We start from the raw sequence: 18,137 nt of genomic DNA, 5'->3' as shown, positions 1-18,137 counted from the left end.
AGGGCAGCAGCGCTGCCCGTGTGGCCACACCATGTCCGCCGCCGACCAGTTTTACAGCTTGGCTCATTGAAGCCGATCGACATCGACGACCATTTGCCGTCTTGGCGCCGCTATTGCGACAAAACCCCTGAGCCTCGTCAGGCCTCCACAGAACTGGGAACGGAAATCGTAGCGCCGCCATCGACCACTACGTTTTGGCCTGTCATGAACGAGCCGGCGCGCGAGGCGAGAAAAATGGCGGCTCCGGCGATCTCTTCTGGTTGACCGATGCGTCGTAGCGGGGCCTGGGCCGTGACACGTTTGAGTGTGACGGGGTCTTCCCACAACGCACGGGCGAAGTCGGTCTGGATCAGTCCCGGAGCAATGCAGTTGACCCGTATGTTGTCGGGGCCGAGTTCTACCGCCAGGTTGCGTGTGAGCTGCATGTCGGCTGCCTTGGAGATGTTGTAAGCGCCCAGGACAGGTGAGCCGCGCAGGCCGCCCACGGACGAAACAATGATGACGGAGCCGTCCCGGCGCTGTTGCATTTGTGGGACTACCATTTGGATCAACCAATGATTGGAAATGATATTATTATCGAGAACCTTACGGAACTGCTCGTCAGGGATGCCCGACATTGGCCCGTAGTAAGGGTTGGAGGCCGCATTGCACACAAGGATGTCGATGCGGCCGAATGCTTGCGTCGTTTGCGACACTAGGTTCTGCAGATCGGACTTGGAAGAGATGTTGGCCGGGCAGGCGATGGCCGTTCCCTGGCCATGTCGCTCGTTTAGCAGTCCGGCGACGTGGTTGCAGGCTTCCTGCTTGCGTGACGAGATAGCAATCTTTGCTCCGTATAAGGCCAGTTGTTCAGCAATTGCGCGGCCGATGCCCCGCGACGAGCCTGTGACGATGGCCACTTTGCCAGTTAAATCAAATATTGACATGTTCAAATTCCGTTGTTTAGAAACCAGTGAAGGGCAAGGGGTGTCACGCAGATGTCGGTGCGTGAGTTCCCTGATCGGGGTCAGTTTCCATCGCAACGACGTGATCTCGCAGGCTTCGTTTGAGTACCTTTCCAATGGGGCTTCGGGGCAACTCACTCACCATAACTACTTTCGACAGCCGCTGCGTTTTCCCCACCCGCTCGTTGCACCAGGTGCGGAGTTCTTCCGGCTGGATTTTGGTCGACGGCCGCAGCACCACAAATGCGGCTGGTGATTCCCCCCATTCATCCGAGGGTACGCCCACTACAGCCACGTCTGCCACATCGGGATGCTGGCGCAACTGCATCTCTAGGTCGCTGGGATAGATGTTGAATCCGCCGGAAATGATCATGTCCTTCTTGCGATCGAGCAGTACAAGAAAGCCATCCTCGTCAAACCGGCCCACGTCGCCAGTGCGGATGTAGCGCCGCCCCTTGGCGTCGTACCATTCCGCTTCGGCTGTTTTTTGGGGCTGGTTGTGGTAGCCAATCATCATGGCGCCGGACCGGCCGACGATTTCTCCTGTCTCACCTTGTGGAAGCTCATGGCCGTCCTCGCCAATGACAAGAACCTCGTTGCCTGGCACAGGGCGGCCGACGGTGTGCAGCTTGTTGGGGAAGTCGTGCGCCGCGAGCATGCAGGTTCCACCACCTTCCGTCATTCCGTAGAGTTCCACTAAACCTCCAGGCCACCGGGCAAGTACCTCCCGCTTGAGCTCAGCGCTGAAGGGTGCGCTGGTGCAAAACTTTCTGCGGAAGGACGAGAGGTCGTATCGGTTGAATTCGGGGTGCGCCAGAAGACGTCGGTACTGTACCGGGACTAGCATGGTGTGGGTGACCCGGTATGCCTGCGCTCGCTGAAGGTATTCGGCCGCATCGAACTTGGGCATGAGGATCACGGTGCCGCCCAGCCCTAACGAGGGAAAGAAGCTCGCCAGAGTGGTGTTCGAATAGAGCGGTGTTGACAGCAACGTGACCGAGTCGGGACCATAGCCGTTGAGTGTCCCCCGCCAGATGTGGCTCCAGCGCATGCCGTGCGACTGGACGATGCCCTTGGGTGTGCCGGTGGTTCCGGAGGAATAGATGATGTTGAAAGGCTGGTCAGCATCGACCTTGACGGGCGCAGGAGCCTGTCCGGACGGGGCCAGCCAGGACGAGAACGCTGAGGCGTCGTCCATCCGGACGCACCGGATGCCCTTCATGGCGCTGGCCAGGGGTTCAAGCTCGGTGGCGACGGCCTGGTCCAGAAACAGCATCCGTGCACCAGCGTCCGTCAGCATGTCGACCAGACTCTGAGCCTTGGATGAAGGTGCCAGCGGTGACACCGTCACGCCGGCCCTCAATGCCCCGAGAAAGATGGCCGCATACTCCACACAGGAAGCACCGCAGATGGCGATTGCCTGACCGGCCTTCACCCCATCGCGCTGCAACGAGGAGGCCACGCGGCTCATCATCTGATCCAATTGGCCATAGCTGAGCGTCTGCGCTGAGTCGATCAGCGCGACGTGGTCCGGCCTTTTTGCGGCCTGCTCCCGAATGAGTTCTGAAATGGTTCTGAATTCAGTTGAATTTGTCACGTTTATCTCCTTGATTGAACCTGATGCCCTTCAATCAAATGTGTGGCAATGGGTGGTTGGGCGGAGCCTGTTTCTGCCTGAGGATTGGTGCAGGTCTTGGTGTATTGAAGGTCGTTTGGGTGTGTATTAGAGTGCATGCTTTCAGCATAAAACAAATTAGAGAATTTCTATGACATCAATTCATCCATCTCCGGAAGGCGAAGACGCTGCGGATTCTTCCGATGGTAATGGGGATCGTTATTTCATTACGGCGCTGGCAAGAGGGTTGGAGGTGTTGGCATGTTTCCGGGCGAAAGATCGTTCCCTGAGCAATCAGGAAATTGCGAAACGATGCAATTTGCCAAAATCGACCATCACCAGAATTACCTATACATTGACCAAACTCGGGTATCTGACGCAGCTCGATGAACATGGTGGTCGGTTTGCTTTGGGTATCGGCACGCTGTCCTTGGGCAGTGCCATGCTGACACGGTTGGACATCCGGCAACTGGCTCGGCCATTGATGCAAGAATTGGCAGACTCTACCCACTTGGCCGTCTCGCTTGCTGTACGTGATCGTCTTTCTTTGATCTATGTGGAGGTCTGCCGGAGTTCGTCCGTTCTGGGCCTGACCTTGCAGGTTGGTTCGCGCATTCCGGTGCTTCATTCGGCAATTGGCAGGGCATATATGGTCAAAACTAGCGAAGCGGAGCGTAGCGACATTCTTAATCGAGCCAGGGAGCTGGATGAGGCTGTCTATGTCGATCTGTGTGATGACTTTAAACGGGGGTTGCAGGACTATGAGCGTTATGGCTGTTCGACTTCTTTTGGTGATTGGCAGAAGGATGTCAATGGAATTGCAATGGCGTTCCAGCCTGCGGGGGGGGGGGCAATGTTGGCCATTAATTGCGGAGGTCCTGCATCACAGCTGACGCCAGAGTTCTTTCTTGACATCGTCCGACCTCGGCTGCAGGATTTGGTGATCCGCCTTGCTGCCTAAAATGACGCACGGTCTTCCACCGTGCGTGCAATGCATCAATCCACCTTAATGTGGTTCTCGGTGATCATGGTGCGATAGGCATTTCTAAAATAGGGCAGCTGCTTGACGAACTCAGCGCTATTCAACCCTTTGGGTATAAGACCATTCTCTTTCATATAGTTGGAGATTTCCGGCATTTTCACGATTTCGGCGATCTCCTTGCCCAGTCGTTCGACGATCTCGGGTGGGGTGCCTGCCGGTGCAAACATGCCGTACCAGCCGATTACCTCGAGACCGGAGATGCCCTGTTCGTTGAAGGTCGGTACATCGGCCATGAGGGGCACACGGTCAGATCCAGTCACGGCCAGTAGGCGTGCCTTGCCGGCGCGAACATGTGGCAGGATGTTCAAGGGCGTGGCAATGTACCAGTCAATGCGACCACCTAGGAAATCGTTTAGCAGGGGCGCTTCTCCGCGGTAGGGTACGTGTGTCGAATCTACTCCGGTGGTCCGTTTGAATACTTCCGAATAGATGTTTTGAGCTCCGCCCGAACCAGCGCTGCCGTAGCTGGTTTTATTAGGTTTGGAGCGTAATGCATCCACCAGTTGTTTTACAGACTTGGCAGAACTGCTGGCCGGGACCGTTAGCACCAGCGGTACCGAGGCATAGAGCGAGATGGGGGCAAAGTCGCGGGCTTCGTCGTATTGGGCCTGATAAAGCATCGGCACCTGCATGATGGCCGTGTTGGTTGAGTAAAGCGTGTAGCCGTCAGCCGTCGCCTTGGCGACGTATTCGCTGGCGATCATAGTGTTACCACCTGCCTTGTTCTCGATCACGATGGGTTGCCCCAGCCGAGATGCGAGCAGATTTCCGATGCGTCTCGTAATGGTGGGTTCTGTCGCAATAGCAGCTGGGGGGCGCGCTGACTTGGCCAACGACCTCTCACTTCAAATGGCCAAGCTGTAGAACTGTTGTGCGGCCGGCGTGGTTGCCCCTTTGGGGCAGTTCATCTGCCCCTTGCGGATCATGTGCATCGTCTCGACCCCGGCCAGGATTCGGCGGGCAGCCCAAAATGACTTGAACCCCATCATGGGCCTGACCCGTCGCTTAATGGCACGGTGGTCCTGCTCAACAATGTTGTTCAGGTACTTTGACTGGCGCAGTTCAATGGCCAGCCCGCTGTCCGCCATCAACCCCCTCACAGCGGCCGTGTTCGCTCCGCTCTTATCGATGGTGATCTTCTCAGGGACATCGTGCAGGTTGATGGCCTTCTCGAAAAACCGACGTGCTGCAGCCTCGTCGCGTCGTGCTGTCAGAAGGAAGTCCACCGTCTGGCCCATCCGGTCAACGGCCCGATACAGATACTTCCACTGCCCACCCACCAAGATGTAGGTTTCGTCCACTCGCCAGGAACCGCCCACCGGGACTTTGCGGGTGCGGAACACAGAAGCGAGGACAGGCAGGATCTTCAGCGCCCAGCGATGAACAGTGGCATGGTCGACGGTGACGCCACGTTCGGCCATCATTTCTTCCAGATTTCGCAAGCTCAGCGGATAGGCCGCGTACCAGCGAACGCACACCAGCATGACCTCCAGCGGAAAGTGCAACCGTTTGATCACGCGGCGCAGGGTCGAGTTTGCCAGTTGGAGATGCAGTGGGGTCATGCCTTGATTGTCTTTGGGTGGCTTACCGCGACACAACCGCCCCTTCGGGCTTGGCCTGACCGGGCGCGTAGCCCAGGTGGTGACTCATCTCGGCGCCCAGGGCGCGCTCAAGAACCGACTTCTTGAACTGCTGGAAGATGCCTTCGAGTTCGGCTGGCGTTACCGGCCCTGGGATGAGTTGCTCAAGCAGCTCGGCTGAGAATTGCGGCTGCGCCGCCTTGTCCGTCGCTGCGGTCGTCTTCGTCTTGCGTGGCATTCATGCTCCTTGTTGACATGCTATGCCTCACACACAAAATTTCTGACAGGCTCGCTGTGGCTGCCCCTTGGCGAACCAAGGGGCATCTACAGCCTATCCCATTAAGTTCGACACATCGCTGGTCGTCCCGTCCGAGGGAAAGTGCACCAGGACCCCCGCCTTGCGGAACCCCTCCAAAACTGCCCATAGCGTGGAGACCGGGATCGAGGCCGTTGTGCCATTGCCAGCAGCACTGCTATTGGCTTTGCTCTTGCCTTTACTCGTGGCCTTGCCCTTGCCACGCGCCTTCGCATCCCACTTGATCTGCGCCGCAGCAAGTGCCGCATCAACACGCTCGCGCAGCACACGGTTCTTGCTCTTGACCGTCTCGGGCATATGGCTGTGCTCCAACAACTCCTCCGGTGGCATCACCAACCGATCCAGCGACAACAACTCGCTCAGCCCAGGGATCGCGATACGGCACTGGGTCTTCCAGGGAATATCAATGTCGATGCGCAGGTGCTCCTGGATACGTTGCTTGATCGGCGACTTCTTCCACTCGCCTGACTTGAACTCCGGGAACCGATTCATGGGCTTGCCCTTGAGGTGCCAGTCGAGTACCAGCTTGTCACATACCGACAGCTGTTCAATATGGCGCTGCTGTGGCTTGTTGACCCGGTAGTCCGCATCCACCTTCAGCAACGTACGAAGCCAATCGAACTGCTGCTGATACACCGCCTTGCCCTTGGCCCCGCGCCAAGCGCTTGGCTTGCTCAGCCCGTTCTCCATAAGGTATTTGGTGCTGAGCTTGATTTCCACCCGCAGCACGCGCTTGCCGATGGCGTAAATATCACTCGCCACCTCCGGCGCATCAAAGCTAGAAAACTTGTTTTTCTGGTTCCTATCCTTCACGTAGAACAATACCGAGCGCCCCTCGACCTTATTGATATACCAAGACTGAGTATCCCCAGATGCAGAAACCCCCACCTTGTTAGAAATTTTCTGATTCGTGTTGCGGGGCGACTTCAGCACAATCCCTGCGTAGCGCTTGAGTTTGGATTTAAAGCCCACCGCCTGCTTGTCCGATCCAAACTCCAAGCAGTAAGTCAGTGTGATTTCCTGAAACTCGCAATGCTTCAAGCTAATGGTCTTCACATACGCCGGGTCGACGCCCCCCGATTCCGCAAGATGGATCTGCAGCAGGTATTTATGGGTGAGCGCAGCCTGGTAGACAGAATTGCTCATCAATACGTTGTTGCCGATCAAGGTTGCAGGATGATTTATTGATAGATGGTAGGCGCAGATTTGATAATCACCATTCAACTTCGCAATGATCTTATTATTAGCCTTTGTTAGGCCATTAATGTGATCACTCATAGTATTGAGGTGACAGACCTCTTTATTGTGAAAGATGATTCCATACTTTGCAGGAAAATTGATAGCCCCATGCTTTTTTCGGGGTGCTGGCATATGGAAGATGGACGTTTGAGAATCAGACATAAGAGCTTTCAATTGTGATTTTGGTGCTTGCAACGATGCCCTTATGGGCGCTATTGCATATCACGCAAGCACGCTACAGGTTGGTTAAATGGTTGGTCCGCTAGTTGATCTGCTTTAGTAGTCGATGTGTGGTTGGTGGTGGTGAGCTAGTCATAGTCAATCAATTACTAGTAACCAGCACATTCGCTTTTGACGACATCACCGCCAAAACCCTCAAAACCACTGAAAAACAGCTCTACGGCAGCATCAAATCGGGTTTTCTTGGTTTCCCGAGCGTTTGATAAATCCGCAATTTATGCCGAAGCAGAATGCGTCCAAAGTGAACCCGAATTCAATACTTCGCGCAGATCCTTAACTTGCCAAATGGCAATACGGCTACCCAGCTTTTTTGGAGCAGGCAACGCGCCGGATTTGCACAAACGCCAAACGGTCGAGCGGGATACCCCCAGCAGCATCAGCACCACAGTGAGGCGTACGAAGGCCTGATCGGGAAGGTCGTTGAAATTGCGCAGGAGATCAGGAAGGGTGGGGGCCGACGCATTGCGCTTGCGTGGCACCTTCGCTTGGTTGGCCGTGACGGCTTGCAGCTTCTCATTCATGGATGAACTCCAGGTATGTGCTATGGACCAGTGCGACATGCACTGCATCCAGCCATCAGGGTTCACAGTTTTTTTTCCGAATGTTGTTCAGCTCCTCGCTAAGCCGCGCCAGTGCTAGCTTTGCGGCCCATGCGGTATGCGCTGAGTTGTCTCTCAACTGACGGTGCGCAATGCAGCACTTTCAATCGAGAGGAAAGTGGAAGAGGTGGAGATGCGCTCTTAAACTTCGGAGAGGAAAGTGGAAAATGGAAGTGGATGAGCGAAAGCTCGCCAGGAGGTGAGAGGGTTGTTCGTACCGTGCTGTAGTACAAACGGTGGGAGGAAAGTGGTACCACTGCACCGCCAGAAATAGCGAGTTGTGGAAAGAGGGTCACTTGACTTGGGAGTCGTTTCTCTGAATGGAGCCAGGCCTGAGGCGACTAGTCAAAAGATGGATGAAAACTCATTTTCTAATAAATAAACAAAACAACCAATCATGACAAAAATGAAAATATTGGAAGCATCATCAAATGTGAAAAACTATTGGTCGTGTGAGTTTTTCATAAAGTTAGTCTCAAAGTATGAAAAACCAATTTTTGGTTCTATTGACTCCGAGGTTGGTCCCCAAATAAAACAAGAGCCCAATAGTTTGAATGAGGTATTGGAGCTGCAGGGGGTGACATCTAACCTCAGGGCCATCCAATCAAAAGAAGAGTTTGAAGTAAGAAGAAGGGTCGAGGAAATATTGGCCAATGAAGCTCCTTCAATCAAACAGCTGACAAGTCTCCATAAAATATTTTGGTACAGAATCTGGCTTTTTCTCGTTCTGCAAGGCGTTCTGAAAAAAGACAGCTTTATTGAACATTACGCTTCATGGAGAGAAAATAAAGGGGCTAGATATTTCGAGGTCTTATGCTCTTTTGAAAATAAAGCAACCTATCAAAAGTCAATTCCTATTGATATTTTCTTGCTGAGCGGTATTCCATCAAAAGAAGAAATTGAAGCCCAAATTGAATTGGCTGAGCCATTAATTTCCAGGCCACTCATAAAAAATAAAAACAAGAGGAGTATTGAAAAGATAGTTGGCAGGAAAAATTTGGAGGATATTAAGACATCTATAGACAAGGCCGTTGCTTCAGGGAAAATTGCAGGCCTTGTAAAGGCTGCGGAAAGAAATTCCCGTCACAAGTACAGAGGAAACAGAAATGAGCTTTACCGGGATATTGTGAAAAATATTGGATTGCAGACGAAAGAAAGTATGTTCGTGAGAGCAGTTTCAGAATTCGTGGAGACGAAGGCAAAATAATTTAATGCTCTGCAATGGAGGGCTGGGTGGTTTGCCAAAATTCAAATCTATCAATATGTGAGTCACCTGCATTTTGCATTGAGCGATTTATTTTGTTGGCTTGAAATTTGATTTCATTCAAAACACATGAACGCATTGTAATTCCAGTGTGTCGATATTGCTGAAAATCAACAATGCCGACGTTGTGTTATAATTCGATATAAACTTATGTTGGTTTTGGTAATTGGCTTTTTTAGCCGCTTGCTGAAAATCAATATCAGCTTCCCCCCCCCCGCCTGTAGTCCCAGGTCGTTTCTCCCATCCCCCTGCTTGATTTCCCTCGCGCCGTAACCCCACGGTAGCGTGCGCGCGGCTGTCGCCATGACAGCACGCGTGGCACCGCCGTGGCCGTGTCATCGCGGCGGTGATGGGTTGTGTGGTGGCGGATCGCGCCAGGGCGTGGTGTCGGTGGTGCCGAGCGCATAGCTGCGCTTCGTTCTTTTTCCCCTTTCCCTTCTCCCTTTCTTTCAGGAGCTTTCCTATGACCTCTTCGCCTGGTCAGGCCGCCGCATGCGCGCGTTACGAACAACAACGCACTCCCTTGTTCAGCTTGGGCACTGTGCTGATCACCCCCGGTGCACTCGACATGCTCGAAGCACTGCAGCTGGCACCCCTGCCGTTTGTGCTGCGCCACGTCGCGGGGGATTGGGGTGACTTGTGCCAAGAGGACAAGGAGGCGAACGCTGCGGCGCTCACTTACGGCAGCCGTTTGCTGTCGGCCTATGACATCCCCCCGAATCACCGGCTGTGGATCATCACCGAGGCCGACCGGCGCTCGACCACCTTGCTGCTGCCGGAGGAATACTGAGCAATGCTGCATTCCTACCATTGCCACCCCCGAATCAGTGCTGGCATGCATGGCCCCATGTTGGGCAACCAGCGGCTGCATGTGCGCCAGGGGGAAGTGGATGCCACTTGCGGCTACCACTGCGTTTTGATGGCTTTGATGGTGCTGGGCCAAGTACGGCGCAACGCGCTGATTTGGGATACCCGCGATGTGCGCCTGCAAGCGCTGCGCAAAGTGGCGCAGCGGTACTACTTCGATGGCTGCGAGGTTCAAGAGCTGCAACAGCAACTGGCCCCTTATGCCGAGCAGGTGCACTGCAAGGAATTGCGATCGCGCGTGGCGGAACGCACTTTGGATGCGCTGGCCGATGGAAAGCTGTGCTTGGTGTGCTTTTCTACGGAGCGCTACATGCATTGGGTGCTGGCTGTGGGCATGCGCTTTGAGGCAGAGGAACCCGCCGACTTGCTGGTGCTGGACCCGGCCATGGCCCCGATACCGCTGGTGCCCTGGAATGCCATGCTGACCGGCTGGACGAGCAAGCAGCCACGGCGTGTGGTGGCCACGCTCAGTGAACGCGTGAACATCGACGCGGTGTTGGTGCTGTCGCCTTTGGCGCAGGCGCAAGAGGGCGAGTAGGCCGTTCGGCAGTTGTGTCGTTCAGCTTCGCTCGTTTTCTTTTTTTCCTTTTCTTCTTCCTGAACTTCCGCTTTCAGTAGCGCTGGGCAGACCTCCCAGTGCCGCTGCCGCATGGCCGCATGAGCACATGGCTGGCGGGAGTTCGTTTTTGAGTTGTTTTGTTTGGAGGTGCTTTGTGATGACCGACGATTCCTTGATGCCACCGCCGCTGGAGCGGTTGCTCGCTGCGCTGTTGGAGTTGCCGCCCCTGTTGCCCCTGCCTGGTTTGGTATCCCCACACGAAGGCGTTGATGGTGCGGCGCAGCTGGTGCTGGAGGTGGTTGACACGGCGCTACACACCCCGCCTGCGCAGCCCCAGCGCATGGCTGCAGTGCGGTATTTCTGCAAACACGCCCGCCACCGCCTGGGCTTGGCGTCCTGGCGGGATCTTCAGGGCTTGCTGGAGCAGTACCCGCAAAGCGACGAAGACGATGCCGAAGTGGCGCGCTTGCTGTGGGGTGTAGAGGCCCAGGAGCATGTACGGGCGCTGCGCTTGCTGGTGTGGTTCATGGCAGCGTATGACATCACCGAGCTGGTGCAATGGCATGCGTGGATGGGCACGGCAGGGTTTGAAGAAGCCTTGCGGGAATCGCTCGATACGTTGGGCGCTGTGGCGGTGGTTCTGTTGTGGCAGGCCAAGTCGGGGCGCACCGACCATGCCTGGGTGCTACGGTTTGCCCGCAGGGCGCTGGGGCATTCGGTCAGCGAGGGGCCTGCCATGCTGGCTTTCAGAGATGCGGCAGAGGCGATGGGGGTGCCGCAAAGGGTGCTGGCCCGACAGGTAGCGCATTGGGAGCGGGCAGCGATGGGGGTTGATGATGCGCCGGGCCTGCGGGTGCTGTGGTGGCAGTGTGTGGCTGAGGCCTTGCAGGTGCATGTAGCCCAAGAAACAAGCGCCGCCGAGAGTAGCGACGAATGGCGTGTTGAGTTGTCACCAACGTCGGTATTGCGCTATGCCGAGGCGGGCGTGGTGCTGGAACCTCAGGCGAGGGAACTACAAGCCAACACCCCTGTGGTCACAGCGTTGCGACTGCGCCAAAAGAGCTGGGCGCAAGGCTTGGGGCTGTGGCTGGAGATTCAGGGCGAGGGGCGGCTGTCGGCGATGCACCAAGCGGCTATTGCCGAGCGGTTTGAGGCGGCTGGGCACCGGGCGCCGCAGTTGCGGTATGCCAGTGCAAATGGCGGTCACCAAGCCACATGGTTGGCGACATGGCACTGGGATGAAACGGTGTGGGTGCCTCGGGATATGCCTGTGTCCGACGTGAAGCGCTGGGCACTGGAGACGGCGCTCAAGGCGACCGAGCACTGGCTGCTGATGTGCGGCATGGTGGCGCTGGCGGGAAAGCCGCAGGGGGCTGCGCTGGCGCTCGATACCGGGCTGGTGGGGGTGGATGTCAAAAGGGAAGCCACCAATGAAAAAAAGTTCTAGGGCCGGGGGCGCTAGAACTTCTTCAGGCTGGTGGGGGTGCCACTTTCTGAGCCGAAGCTGGCTGAAAGTAACCGTATAACCAGCCGTATAACGGTTTGATGATTTGGCTAAAAGTCTTTGAAAATCAATGACTTAGAGCTGTATCTGGCGGAGAGGGTGGGATTCGAACCCACGGTAGTGTTGCCACTACGCCTGATTTCGAGTCAGGTACATTCGACCACTCTGCCACCTCTCCTGTGTGCCTAAGCCTGTGATTCTAGCAGTAAATTCTGGGCACCCGGCGCTCTCCAAGCCGGCTCAGGTCAGCCGGAAGTTGTCGACCTCGATAGGTGCCGGCAAATCCTTCTCTCCCAGGGATTCGAGCAGGCTGATTTCTATCGACCGGCACAACATGTCCAGGGGAAGGTCATTGTTCTCCAGGCCAAAGGGCTCTTCAATCTCGTCGCCCAGGGCATCCAGACCGAAGAAGGTGTATGCGACGATGCCCACGACGAACGGAGTCATGAAGCCCGTGGTATCCACCAGGCCGAACGGCAGCAAGAAGCAGTACATGTAGGCCGTGCGGTGCAGCAGCAAGGTGTAGGAAAAGGGGATGGGCGTGTTCTTGATGCGCTCGCACGAGGCCGCCACGGCGGCCAGCGACGAGAGCGTGCCATCGATCGAGGCGGCCAGGCAGGGCTGGATCCGGTCGGTGCGCACACATTCCCCCAGGTCGCGCCCTATGTCCAGAAGAATCATGCTCGCCGGGTCCGATGCCTCGCGCACCGCATCGAAATCGGTGGGGGTCAGCCATTGCTGCAGTAGCGCCTCGTCGCGCTGATCGCGCAGCCGCATGCGAAGTACATGCGCGAAGGCGATCGCCCGATGGATGATGCGCACCCGCACATCAGTGTCCCGCCGCGCCGAGGCAATGGGTCCGCCGCCCTCGATCCACCCCAGGCACTGGCGTGACAGCGAACGGGTGCGATGCACCAGTTCGCCCCAGAGCTTGCGCCCCTCCCAGTAGCGGTCGTACGCTGTGGTGTTGCGAAAGCCCAGAAAAATCGCCAAAGGCAGGCCTATCAGCGTGAACGGAATGGGCGTGAGCGTGATCTTCAGGCTGAACAGGTTGCCATGCACGGCCGTGACCAGGGTCGCGAGCGCGATGTTGAGCAGCAGGGAACGCTGGATGCGCTGCAGCACCGAGCCCCGCAGCACCAGGAGCAAGCGCAGCCCGGAGGGTCGCTCACGAACGATCATGGCGCCGACAAGGGTAATTTCCGAAATCGATTAGATGCGCCGCATGGCGACCAGGCTTTAGGCCGCGAGCCGCTCCAGCCCGCCCATGTAGGGGCGCAGCACCTCGGGAATGGTCACGCTGCCGTCCTCGTTCTGGTAGTTCTCCAGCACCGCCACCAGCGTGCGGCCCACGGCCAGGCCCGAGCCCGAGCCGTTGAGCAACGGTGCAATGGGTAAGCTGATGGGTTGTCACTACTCTCGGATAAGCGGCTAAGCTATGCCTAACGCAACTACCGAGCATGGATCATGGCGACCTGGGCAATCAGTGAGGGCGCGGAGAAACAGTGTCCGCAGTGTGGCTCGATCTATGTCGTGAAGCACCACCAGGTTCCGGTCAAAGATGACGACTCAGCTGACTGCGAAGTCTGTGGGATCGAGCTGGAGCGGTGGAAATCCACCCGCTACCCCGTCTACACCTTGAAAGAGCGTGGGCAGTGGCCGAAGCATAACGACATGCCCTAAAGGGCAAGGGCTATGGGCTCTGAGGTGAGAAAAAAAATGCAGGAGAGCGCCCTAATACAGCTCAGTCCGTAGCGCCTCAAACTCCCATCGTAGGAACCGCCCGAGGCCGACGATGTCCGGAAACAGAGATTTCGCACTCACGCCCTTTTCCTCGGACAGAAATCTCAAGATGTCTCGCTTGCGGCTGGCCCGGATGATGTGACGACCAAACGACTGACCTGTACGCTCATTTCCGTGACGTAAGGTAGCGAGCCTCCAAAGGAGCTGGGCGTGGTCAACAGTTGCATTGTCGCTTGCCGTCAATCGCCCATGCTGAGCTGCGAGGCGCGCATTGGACGCGGGCTCGACTACCGCTAGTAACGGCATCCCCCATCTCGGGTGGTACTCAGCAGGGCGTCCGCCAATCGAGGCGGCAATGCGCTCCCGCACTGCCGACGCTGGCAGTTCATCTGGCGTCAAGTCAAGTAGTGAGCTATCCACAAACCAAAGCTCTGCATCCTTGCTGGCGCTGGACGCACACGCGAAATATGCGGCCACCCACACACTCGCGGACCAATCAAGTAACCGACTCGGTACCTCGTAGTGCTGCATAAGACTCAGCACGTCTACATCCGATCGCGCCCCAACATCATCAGCCGATGGCATATCAGCAGGCAATGTCTTGAGGTCACGATAGTGCGTCCTGAAATTCGTAATCAGTCGCCGCTCCAACAACGCGGCAACGTCATAGGCGCCACCCTGGGTAGCACGGGCCAATGTTGGCTGAAGGTTTGCATAAGTCTCGGCTTGCCCTCTGAAGAGCATTGGCCCTTGCTCAATATTCAGGCGCTCTAAATGCTCGGCCCAGGTCATCAGGTCTGACGGGGATGCGATCTCTGCGCGGGTGATCTCTGTGAGGTTCATGATTACCTGAAGATAGGAACGGCTACATCCGCCGTCTCCTGATGATGTTGCCACAAGGGGCCTGCCCATCGGAGCATCAAAGGCCCCCACCACCTCCGCAGCCGGTTCTCCGGCGTCGCATAGCGGTCAGTCCCGCACCTCTCCCCATCGCGCTACCCACAGTCGCTCTCCCTGGCTGAGTCTGTCCCGTCTGCGAGACAAGTGCACCAACCTTGAAGCACAAAAACGAGGCAATGAACCCTCAACAGATGCGAATGCACACTCACATCACTAATGCCAAATTTCGATTGAGTGAACCTCAATCCTCCCGATTGGCTACCAAATTGATATCAATTTATTTGAATGTGATTCAATATGAAAATTATGTATATAGCATCATAAGTCATTGATTCAAATACATATTTTTCAACGCACTGAAAATTTGGGCACGATTTTTGGCAGTTTTGGGGGGTTGAGAGGGCTGCTATCAATTTTGATTTCGCACTTATAGGTAGTCAGGGGCCCTTTGTCTCCTGGCACCACAAGGAGCAAATCATGATCTACGAAGATCAATTCACCCTCTCTCTGCTGACCGCCTGTGTCATGCAGCAAAACCAACTGCTGACGCAGCAGATCGCCGTGCAGCGCGACCTCATGGATCGCGTGGACACAGTGGGCGACCGGCTGTGGCGGATGGAACGTCGCATCACTACCCCGCCCGTCGATCAAGCCGGGGCAAGCAAGCGGGCGGCGCAAAAGCGCAATCAAGCCCGTGCGCAAGCCCATGCTCGGAAACGCCCAGGCAAGAAAGCCTGACCTGTCTCTCGATGGGCCCGAGCCCCATCCATACCCGCATGTCGCAGATGCCTGGGAGGCAAGGTAACCGAATGCCTGCATCCCAGCACCCTGCGAACGCCTCTCCAGAAATGTACTAGGAAACACCGATGACGAACTCTAACGTCAATCTCGCGGACAACACCGAAACTGACCGCATCCAAGCCGCCGCAATTGCAATCACTGCACGGCAGAAGGAACAGGAGGCCGCTGAACTTGCCGCATCTAACCGACCGATCAGCAGTCGCTCGCGCCCATCGGCAAAAGCTCTGGTGGCCGAAATCCTGGGGCGAAACAACGAAGATATCTCTGAGGATGCAAGGGACGCAGAGGCATCTTGCGATACGTCGAGCACGGAGGTAGGTGAACCGTGTCCTGTCGCAGTCGAGGCCCAAACGCCTGCAACGGTCCAAGACGAGGTGCCTCAACCTGAGCCCAACCTGCCCGAGTCTGAACCGAGCAATGACGAGGTAGACAGCGATCCCCGCGATGCGGTGCAACTGCCCAAACAGGCACGGGAATTTGGTTTGCTCACCCGCGCCGATGTGCAGGCCGAGCCATCCTCGATCCCACTCATCCATGGACTGATCAGCAAGGGACAACTCGTCATGATCGCGGGGCCATCTGGCAGTGGTAAATCAGTGTTCCAGCTGCACCTCGGCGCGGCTTTGCTCAACGGGCAAGAGGTATTCGGACACTCAATTCCGAAGCGCGCTCGCATGCTGTACGTCAATCTGGAAGGCGACCTCAAGCCCCGGCTGGAGGCGATTGAACAGCACCATCCCGGGTGGTCATTTCCCGCACCAGACGCCATGTTCCTGACGCGGCCGTGGCGCTTGAATGACAGGGATTCCGTCGAAGACCTCGCAAACCACGTCAATCAAGCTGGTGGCGTGGATGTGATCTTCATCGACACGTTGAACCGCGCCACACCCGGCAGTGACGAGAATCTCTCCACCGACATGGGGATGGTGATCGCGCATGCCAACCTGCTCATCAATCTGACAGGGGCAGCTGTCGTGCTCACCCACCACACCGGCAAGGCCAAGGAGCGCGGGCCACGGGGCCACTCCAGCCTCTATGCGGCCCTCGATACCTGCCTGATGGTGGATGAGACGGAGTCAGGCATGCGGATGGTCGAACTGGTCAAGACTCGCCAGGGGCCTGGTGGAAAGAAGTACTACTTCACCATCGAGAACATTGCCTTGGGCGAGGATGACTACGGCCTGCCCGTGGTCGGCCCAGCACTCACCGAAGTGGAGGGATCGCCGGAGGTAGAGAAGGCCGCGAATGCAACTGCTCTGACGCCTCAGCAGAAGGAAGCCCTCGTTTCATTGAAGCTGCATATGCAAAACGGCCTCAACGGTGAACCGCTGGAAAAGATCAGCCATGACGAAGCGCTGGATGTCGTCAAGGCAGCATTCGCTGCGATTCCTACCAAGAATCGCTCGACCCGGGCGCGGGAAGCGATTGATGCGCTGATCGAAGCCGGTCGATTGCTGAAAAACGATAGCGGCATGCTCTCCATCGGCTCGTAACATGCCGCCCTCGCCCCCTCCTCCTAAGGGGCCTGGAGGGGGGTCGCAGTGGCACGACATCTCCAGAATGATGAGGCGGTCATGACTGTCGCCAATCAGTCCATTACTGCCTCACATCCCCGGTGTTGATCGTCAACAATACGACTGGTTACTGGCTACGGCAATCTGGTTGATTCACCCTATGTCAAGCCAGCCCCATTAACTTCACGAAAAATTGATCGGCAAATTCTGCCGTGCCGACCAACCATGAGCCTCTACACACAACTCCAACAAGCCCGCAGCGAAGAAGACGTCAAAGACGCCTACATCAAGGCACTGGGCCTCAAAGGCTACACAAAAGGCCTGATCGACATCCAGACCAATGAGATCTGGTTCGAGGCCAAGGACACCGGAAAACACTCCAGCTATGCCATGTTCACCCAACTGCTGCATTACGTGCAGGTGGCGCTGAACCAGGGCGAGAAGGTGCCGCCTCTGCTGGCTGTGATCGATACCGAGAAAGCGGCGCTGATGAAGAGCACAGACGTGCTGCCCTTCCTCGCCAAGAAAACGGTGAAATGGGGCAAGTCGGCCAGCCAGTACACCCAGGAGGCGCTGGACGAAATATCAGCCCACATCGGTACCCACTTCGTGTCGTTCAAGATTTCAACGCACGAAGAAGAATTCATCAGCACGGTGAAGGCCGCCATCAAAAGCGGCGACATCATCCGCACCCAGATTACGCCGGACAACCTGAAGCAGGTGTTTGACAAGTGGGTGGACATGATTGGCCGCGAAATCACCGGAGTGGCCGAGGAAGACTATGCGCTGCTGTTCTTCGCGGACATCATGCATGACGGCACCGTCTCTACCCACGTCAACCTGCCCGCTGAATTACTGCACAAAAACGGCGCGCCAGTTTTCAGCCTGGGCGGCAAGATGTACGAGTTGGGCAGCAAGGAAGGCTACCGGCGTTTCTGGGCCATCTACCACCGCCCGCCCAAGAGCGAATACCGCGACTACCTGCTGGAGCGCCGCGACAGCCTCATCCCACTGGATGAACGCAGCTTCAAAGGCGCGTACTACACACCGCTGCATGTGGTGGACAAGGCCTATGACAAACTGGCCGAAACGTTAGGCAAGAACTGGCAGCGCGAGTACATCGTCTGGGATATGTGCTGCGGCGTGGGTAACCTGGAGGTCAAGCACAGCAACCCCCGCAACATCTACATGAGCACGCTAGACCAGGCCGACGTGGATGTGATGAAGGCCACCAAGACCTGTGTGGCCGCGCAGCGCTTCCAGTACGACTATCTGAACGACGACATCACCGACGACGGCCAGATCGACTACAGCCTGAGCAACAAGGTGCCCCAGGGGCTGCGCGATGCGATTGCTGCGGGGAAAAAGATTCTGGTGCTTATCAACCCGCCGTATGCGGAGGCGACAAAC

At 56.5% G+C, this 18,137-nt stretch carries 17 protein-coding genes, 1 tRNA gene and 2 pseudogenes; 9 read left to right on the top strand and 11 right to left on the bottom strand.

Features of this window, described 5'->3' with window-relative positions; genetic code table 11:
* Positions 1-137: 137 nt before the first annotated feature.
* Together ACX12L_RS22165 and ACX12L_RS22160 are read right to left on the bottom strand one after the other, a co-directional pair.
* A complete protein-coding gene (locus tag ACX12L_RS22165) occupies positions 138-926 on the bottom strand; it encodes an SDR family oxidoreductase (protein WP_459264470.1) in 789 nt (262 codons plus the stop codon).
* A 43-nt stretch (positions 927-969) separates the two neighbouring features.
* Complete coding sequence (locus tag ACX12L_RS22160; RefSeq protein WP_459264469.1) at positions 970-2,541, bottom strand: class I adenylate-forming enzyme family protein; 1,572 nt, start codon at positions 2,539-2,541, stop codon at positions 970-972.
* A gap of 169 nt (positions 2,542-2,710) precedes the next feature.
* On the opposite strand from ACX12L_RS22160, the gene ACX12L_RS22155 reads away from it, so the two are divergent.
* The gene (locus ACX12L_RS22155) at positions 2,711-3,520 is read left to right on the top strand and encodes an IclR family transcriptional regulator (RefSeq protein WP_459264468.1); all 810 of its coding nucleotides are present in this window, start codon (positions 2,711-2,713) and stop codon (positions 3,518-3,520) included.
* A gap of 35 nt (positions 3,521-3,555) precedes the next feature.
* Here the strand turns inward: ACX12L_RS22155 and ACX12L_RS22150 are convergent, their stop codons facing one another.
* From ACX12L_RS22150 to ACX12L_RS22130, 5 genes and pseudogenes are all read right to left on the bottom strand, one after another.
* Entirely contained in the window at positions 3,556-4,434 is an 879-nt protein-coding gene (locus ACX12L_RS22150) for a Bug family tripartite tricarboxylate transporter substrate binding protein (protein ID WP_459264467.1), read from the bottom strand.
* A 12-nt stretch (positions 4,435-4,446) separates the two neighbouring features.
* The gene (locus ACX12L_RS22145) at positions 4,447-5,163 is read right to left on the bottom strand and encodes an IS6 family transposase (RefSeq protein ID WP_459264466.1); all 717 of its coding nucleotides are present in this window, start codon (positions 5,161-5,163) and stop codon (positions 4,447-4,449) included.
* Positions 5,164-5,203: 40 nt separating this feature from the next.
* Positions 5,204-5,419 (bottom strand): annotated as a pseudogene (locus ACX12L_RS22140) (IS256 family transposase); the annotation flags it as partial.
* Positions 5,420-5,512: 93 nt separating this feature from the next.
* Complete coding sequence (locus tag ACX12L_RS22135) at positions 5,513-6,898, bottom strand: hypothetical protein (protein ID WP_459264465.1); 1,386 nt, start codon at positions 6,896-6,898, stop codon at positions 5,513-5,515.
* A 293-nt stretch (positions 6,899-7,191) separates the two neighbouring features.
* Positions 7,192-7,497 carry a helix-turn-helix transcriptional regulator gene (locus tag ACX12L_RS22130; RefSeq protein ID WP_459264464.1) on the bottom strand — a complete coding sequence of 102 codons (306 nt, stop codon included), beginning with the start codon at positions 7,495-7,497 and terminating at the stop codon, positions 7,192-7,194.
* A 475-nt stretch (positions 7,498-7,972) separates the two neighbouring features.
* On the opposite strand from ACX12L_RS22130, the gene ACX12L_RS22125 reads away from it, so the two are divergent.
* The 4 genes from ACX12L_RS22125 (at position 7,973) to ACX12L_RS22110 (ending at position 11,712) form a co-directional block, all read left to right on the top strand.
* Positions 7,973-8,782: a hypothetical protein gene (locus ACX12L_RS22125; protein WP_459264463.1), complete on the top strand. Its 810-nt coding sequence runs from the start codon at positions 7,973-7,975 to the stop codon at positions 8,780-8,782.
* A 520-nt stretch (positions 8,783-9,302) separates the two neighbouring features.
* Positions 9,303-9,629 (top strand): hypothetical protein, encoded by a 327-nt coding sequence (locus ACX12L_RS22120; RefSeq protein ID WP_008903593.1) that lies wholly within the window; start codon positions 9,303-9,305, stop codon positions 9,627-9,629.
* A 3-nt stretch (positions 9,630-9,632) separates the two neighbouring features.
* Positions 9,633-10,244 carry a hypothetical protein gene (locus ACX12L_RS22115; RefSeq protein WP_459264462.1) on the top strand — a complete coding sequence of 204 codons (612 nt, stop codon included), beginning with the start codon at positions 9,633-9,635 and terminating at the stop codon, positions 10,242-10,244.
* A gap of 178 nt (positions 10,245-10,422) precedes the next feature.
* Entirely contained in the window at positions 10,423-11,712 is a 1,290-nt protein-coding gene (locus ACX12L_RS22110; protein WP_459264461.1) for a hypothetical protein, read from the top strand.
* 145 nt (positions 11,713-11,857) lie between these two features.
* On the opposite strand, the gene ACX12L_RS22105 is transcribed toward ACX12L_RS22110, so the two are convergent.
* The 3 genes from ACX12L_RS22105 to ACX12L_RS22095 all read right to left on the bottom strand — a co-directional run bounded on the left by ACX12L_RS22105 (position 11,858) and on the right by ACX12L_RS22095 (position 13,152).
* Positions 11,858-11,947, bottom strand: a tRNA-Ser gene (locus tag ACX12L_RS22105).
* A 62-nt stretch (positions 11,948-12,009) separates the two neighbouring features.
* Positions 12,010-12,951 (bottom strand): bestrophin family protein, encoded by a 942-nt coding sequence (locus tag ACX12L_RS22100; RefSeq protein WP_013721573.1) that lies wholly within the window; start codon positions 12,949-12,951, stop codon positions 12,010-12,012.
* A 57-nt stretch (positions 12,952-13,008) separates the two neighbouring features.
* Positions 13,009-13,152, bottom strand: a complete 144-nt coding sequence (locus ACX12L_RS22095) for a hypothetical protein (RefSeq protein WP_459264471.1) — start codon at positions 13,150-13,152, stop codon at positions 13,009-13,011.
* Positions 13,153-13,236: 84 nt separating this feature from the next.
* Here ACX12L_RS22095 and ACX12L_RS22090 point away from each other — a divergent pair, with 84 nt between their 5' ends.
* The gene (locus ACX12L_RS22090) at positions 13,237-13,452 is read left to right on the top strand and encodes a hypothetical protein (protein WP_013721583.1); all 216 of its coding nucleotides are present in this window, start codon (positions 13,237-13,239) and stop codon (positions 13,450-13,452) included.
* A 51-nt stretch (positions 13,453-13,503) separates the two neighbouring features.
* On the opposite strand, the gene ACX12L_RS22085 is transcribed toward ACX12L_RS22090, so the two are convergent.
* Positions 13,504-14,355: an FRG domain-containing protein gene (locus ACX12L_RS22085; RefSeq protein WP_013721582.1), complete on the bottom strand. Its 852-nt coding sequence runs from the start codon at positions 14,353-14,355 to the stop codon at positions 13,504-13,506.
* A gap of 534 nt (positions 14,356-14,889) precedes the next feature.
* Between ACX12L_RS22085 and ACX12L_RS22080 the strand changes: the two genes are divergently transcribed.
* From ACX12L_RS22080 to ACX12L_RS22070, 3 genes and pseudogenes are all read left to right on the top strand, one after another.
* Positions 14,890-15,150, top strand: coding sequence for a hypothetical protein (locus tag ACX12L_RS22080; protein ID WP_013721581.1), 261 nt, complete (start codon positions 14,890-14,892; stop codon positions 15,148-15,150).
* 128 nt (positions 15,151-15,278) lie between these two features.
* Positions 15,279-16,706, top strand: a complete 1,428-nt coding sequence (locus ACX12L_RS22075) for an AAA family ATPase (RefSeq protein WP_081471069.1) — start codon at positions 15,279-15,281, stop codon at positions 16,704-16,706.
* A gap of 246 nt (positions 16,707-16,952) precedes the next feature.
* Positions 16,953-18,137: pseudogene (locus ACX12L_RS22070) on the top strand (hypothetical protein); the annotation flags it as partial.

This window comes from Alicycliphilus sp. T452, from assembly GCF_054512775.1.
The sequence above is the reverse complement of the archived record's forward strand: the minus strand, read 5'-3'. Positions and strand labels throughout refer to the sequence as shown.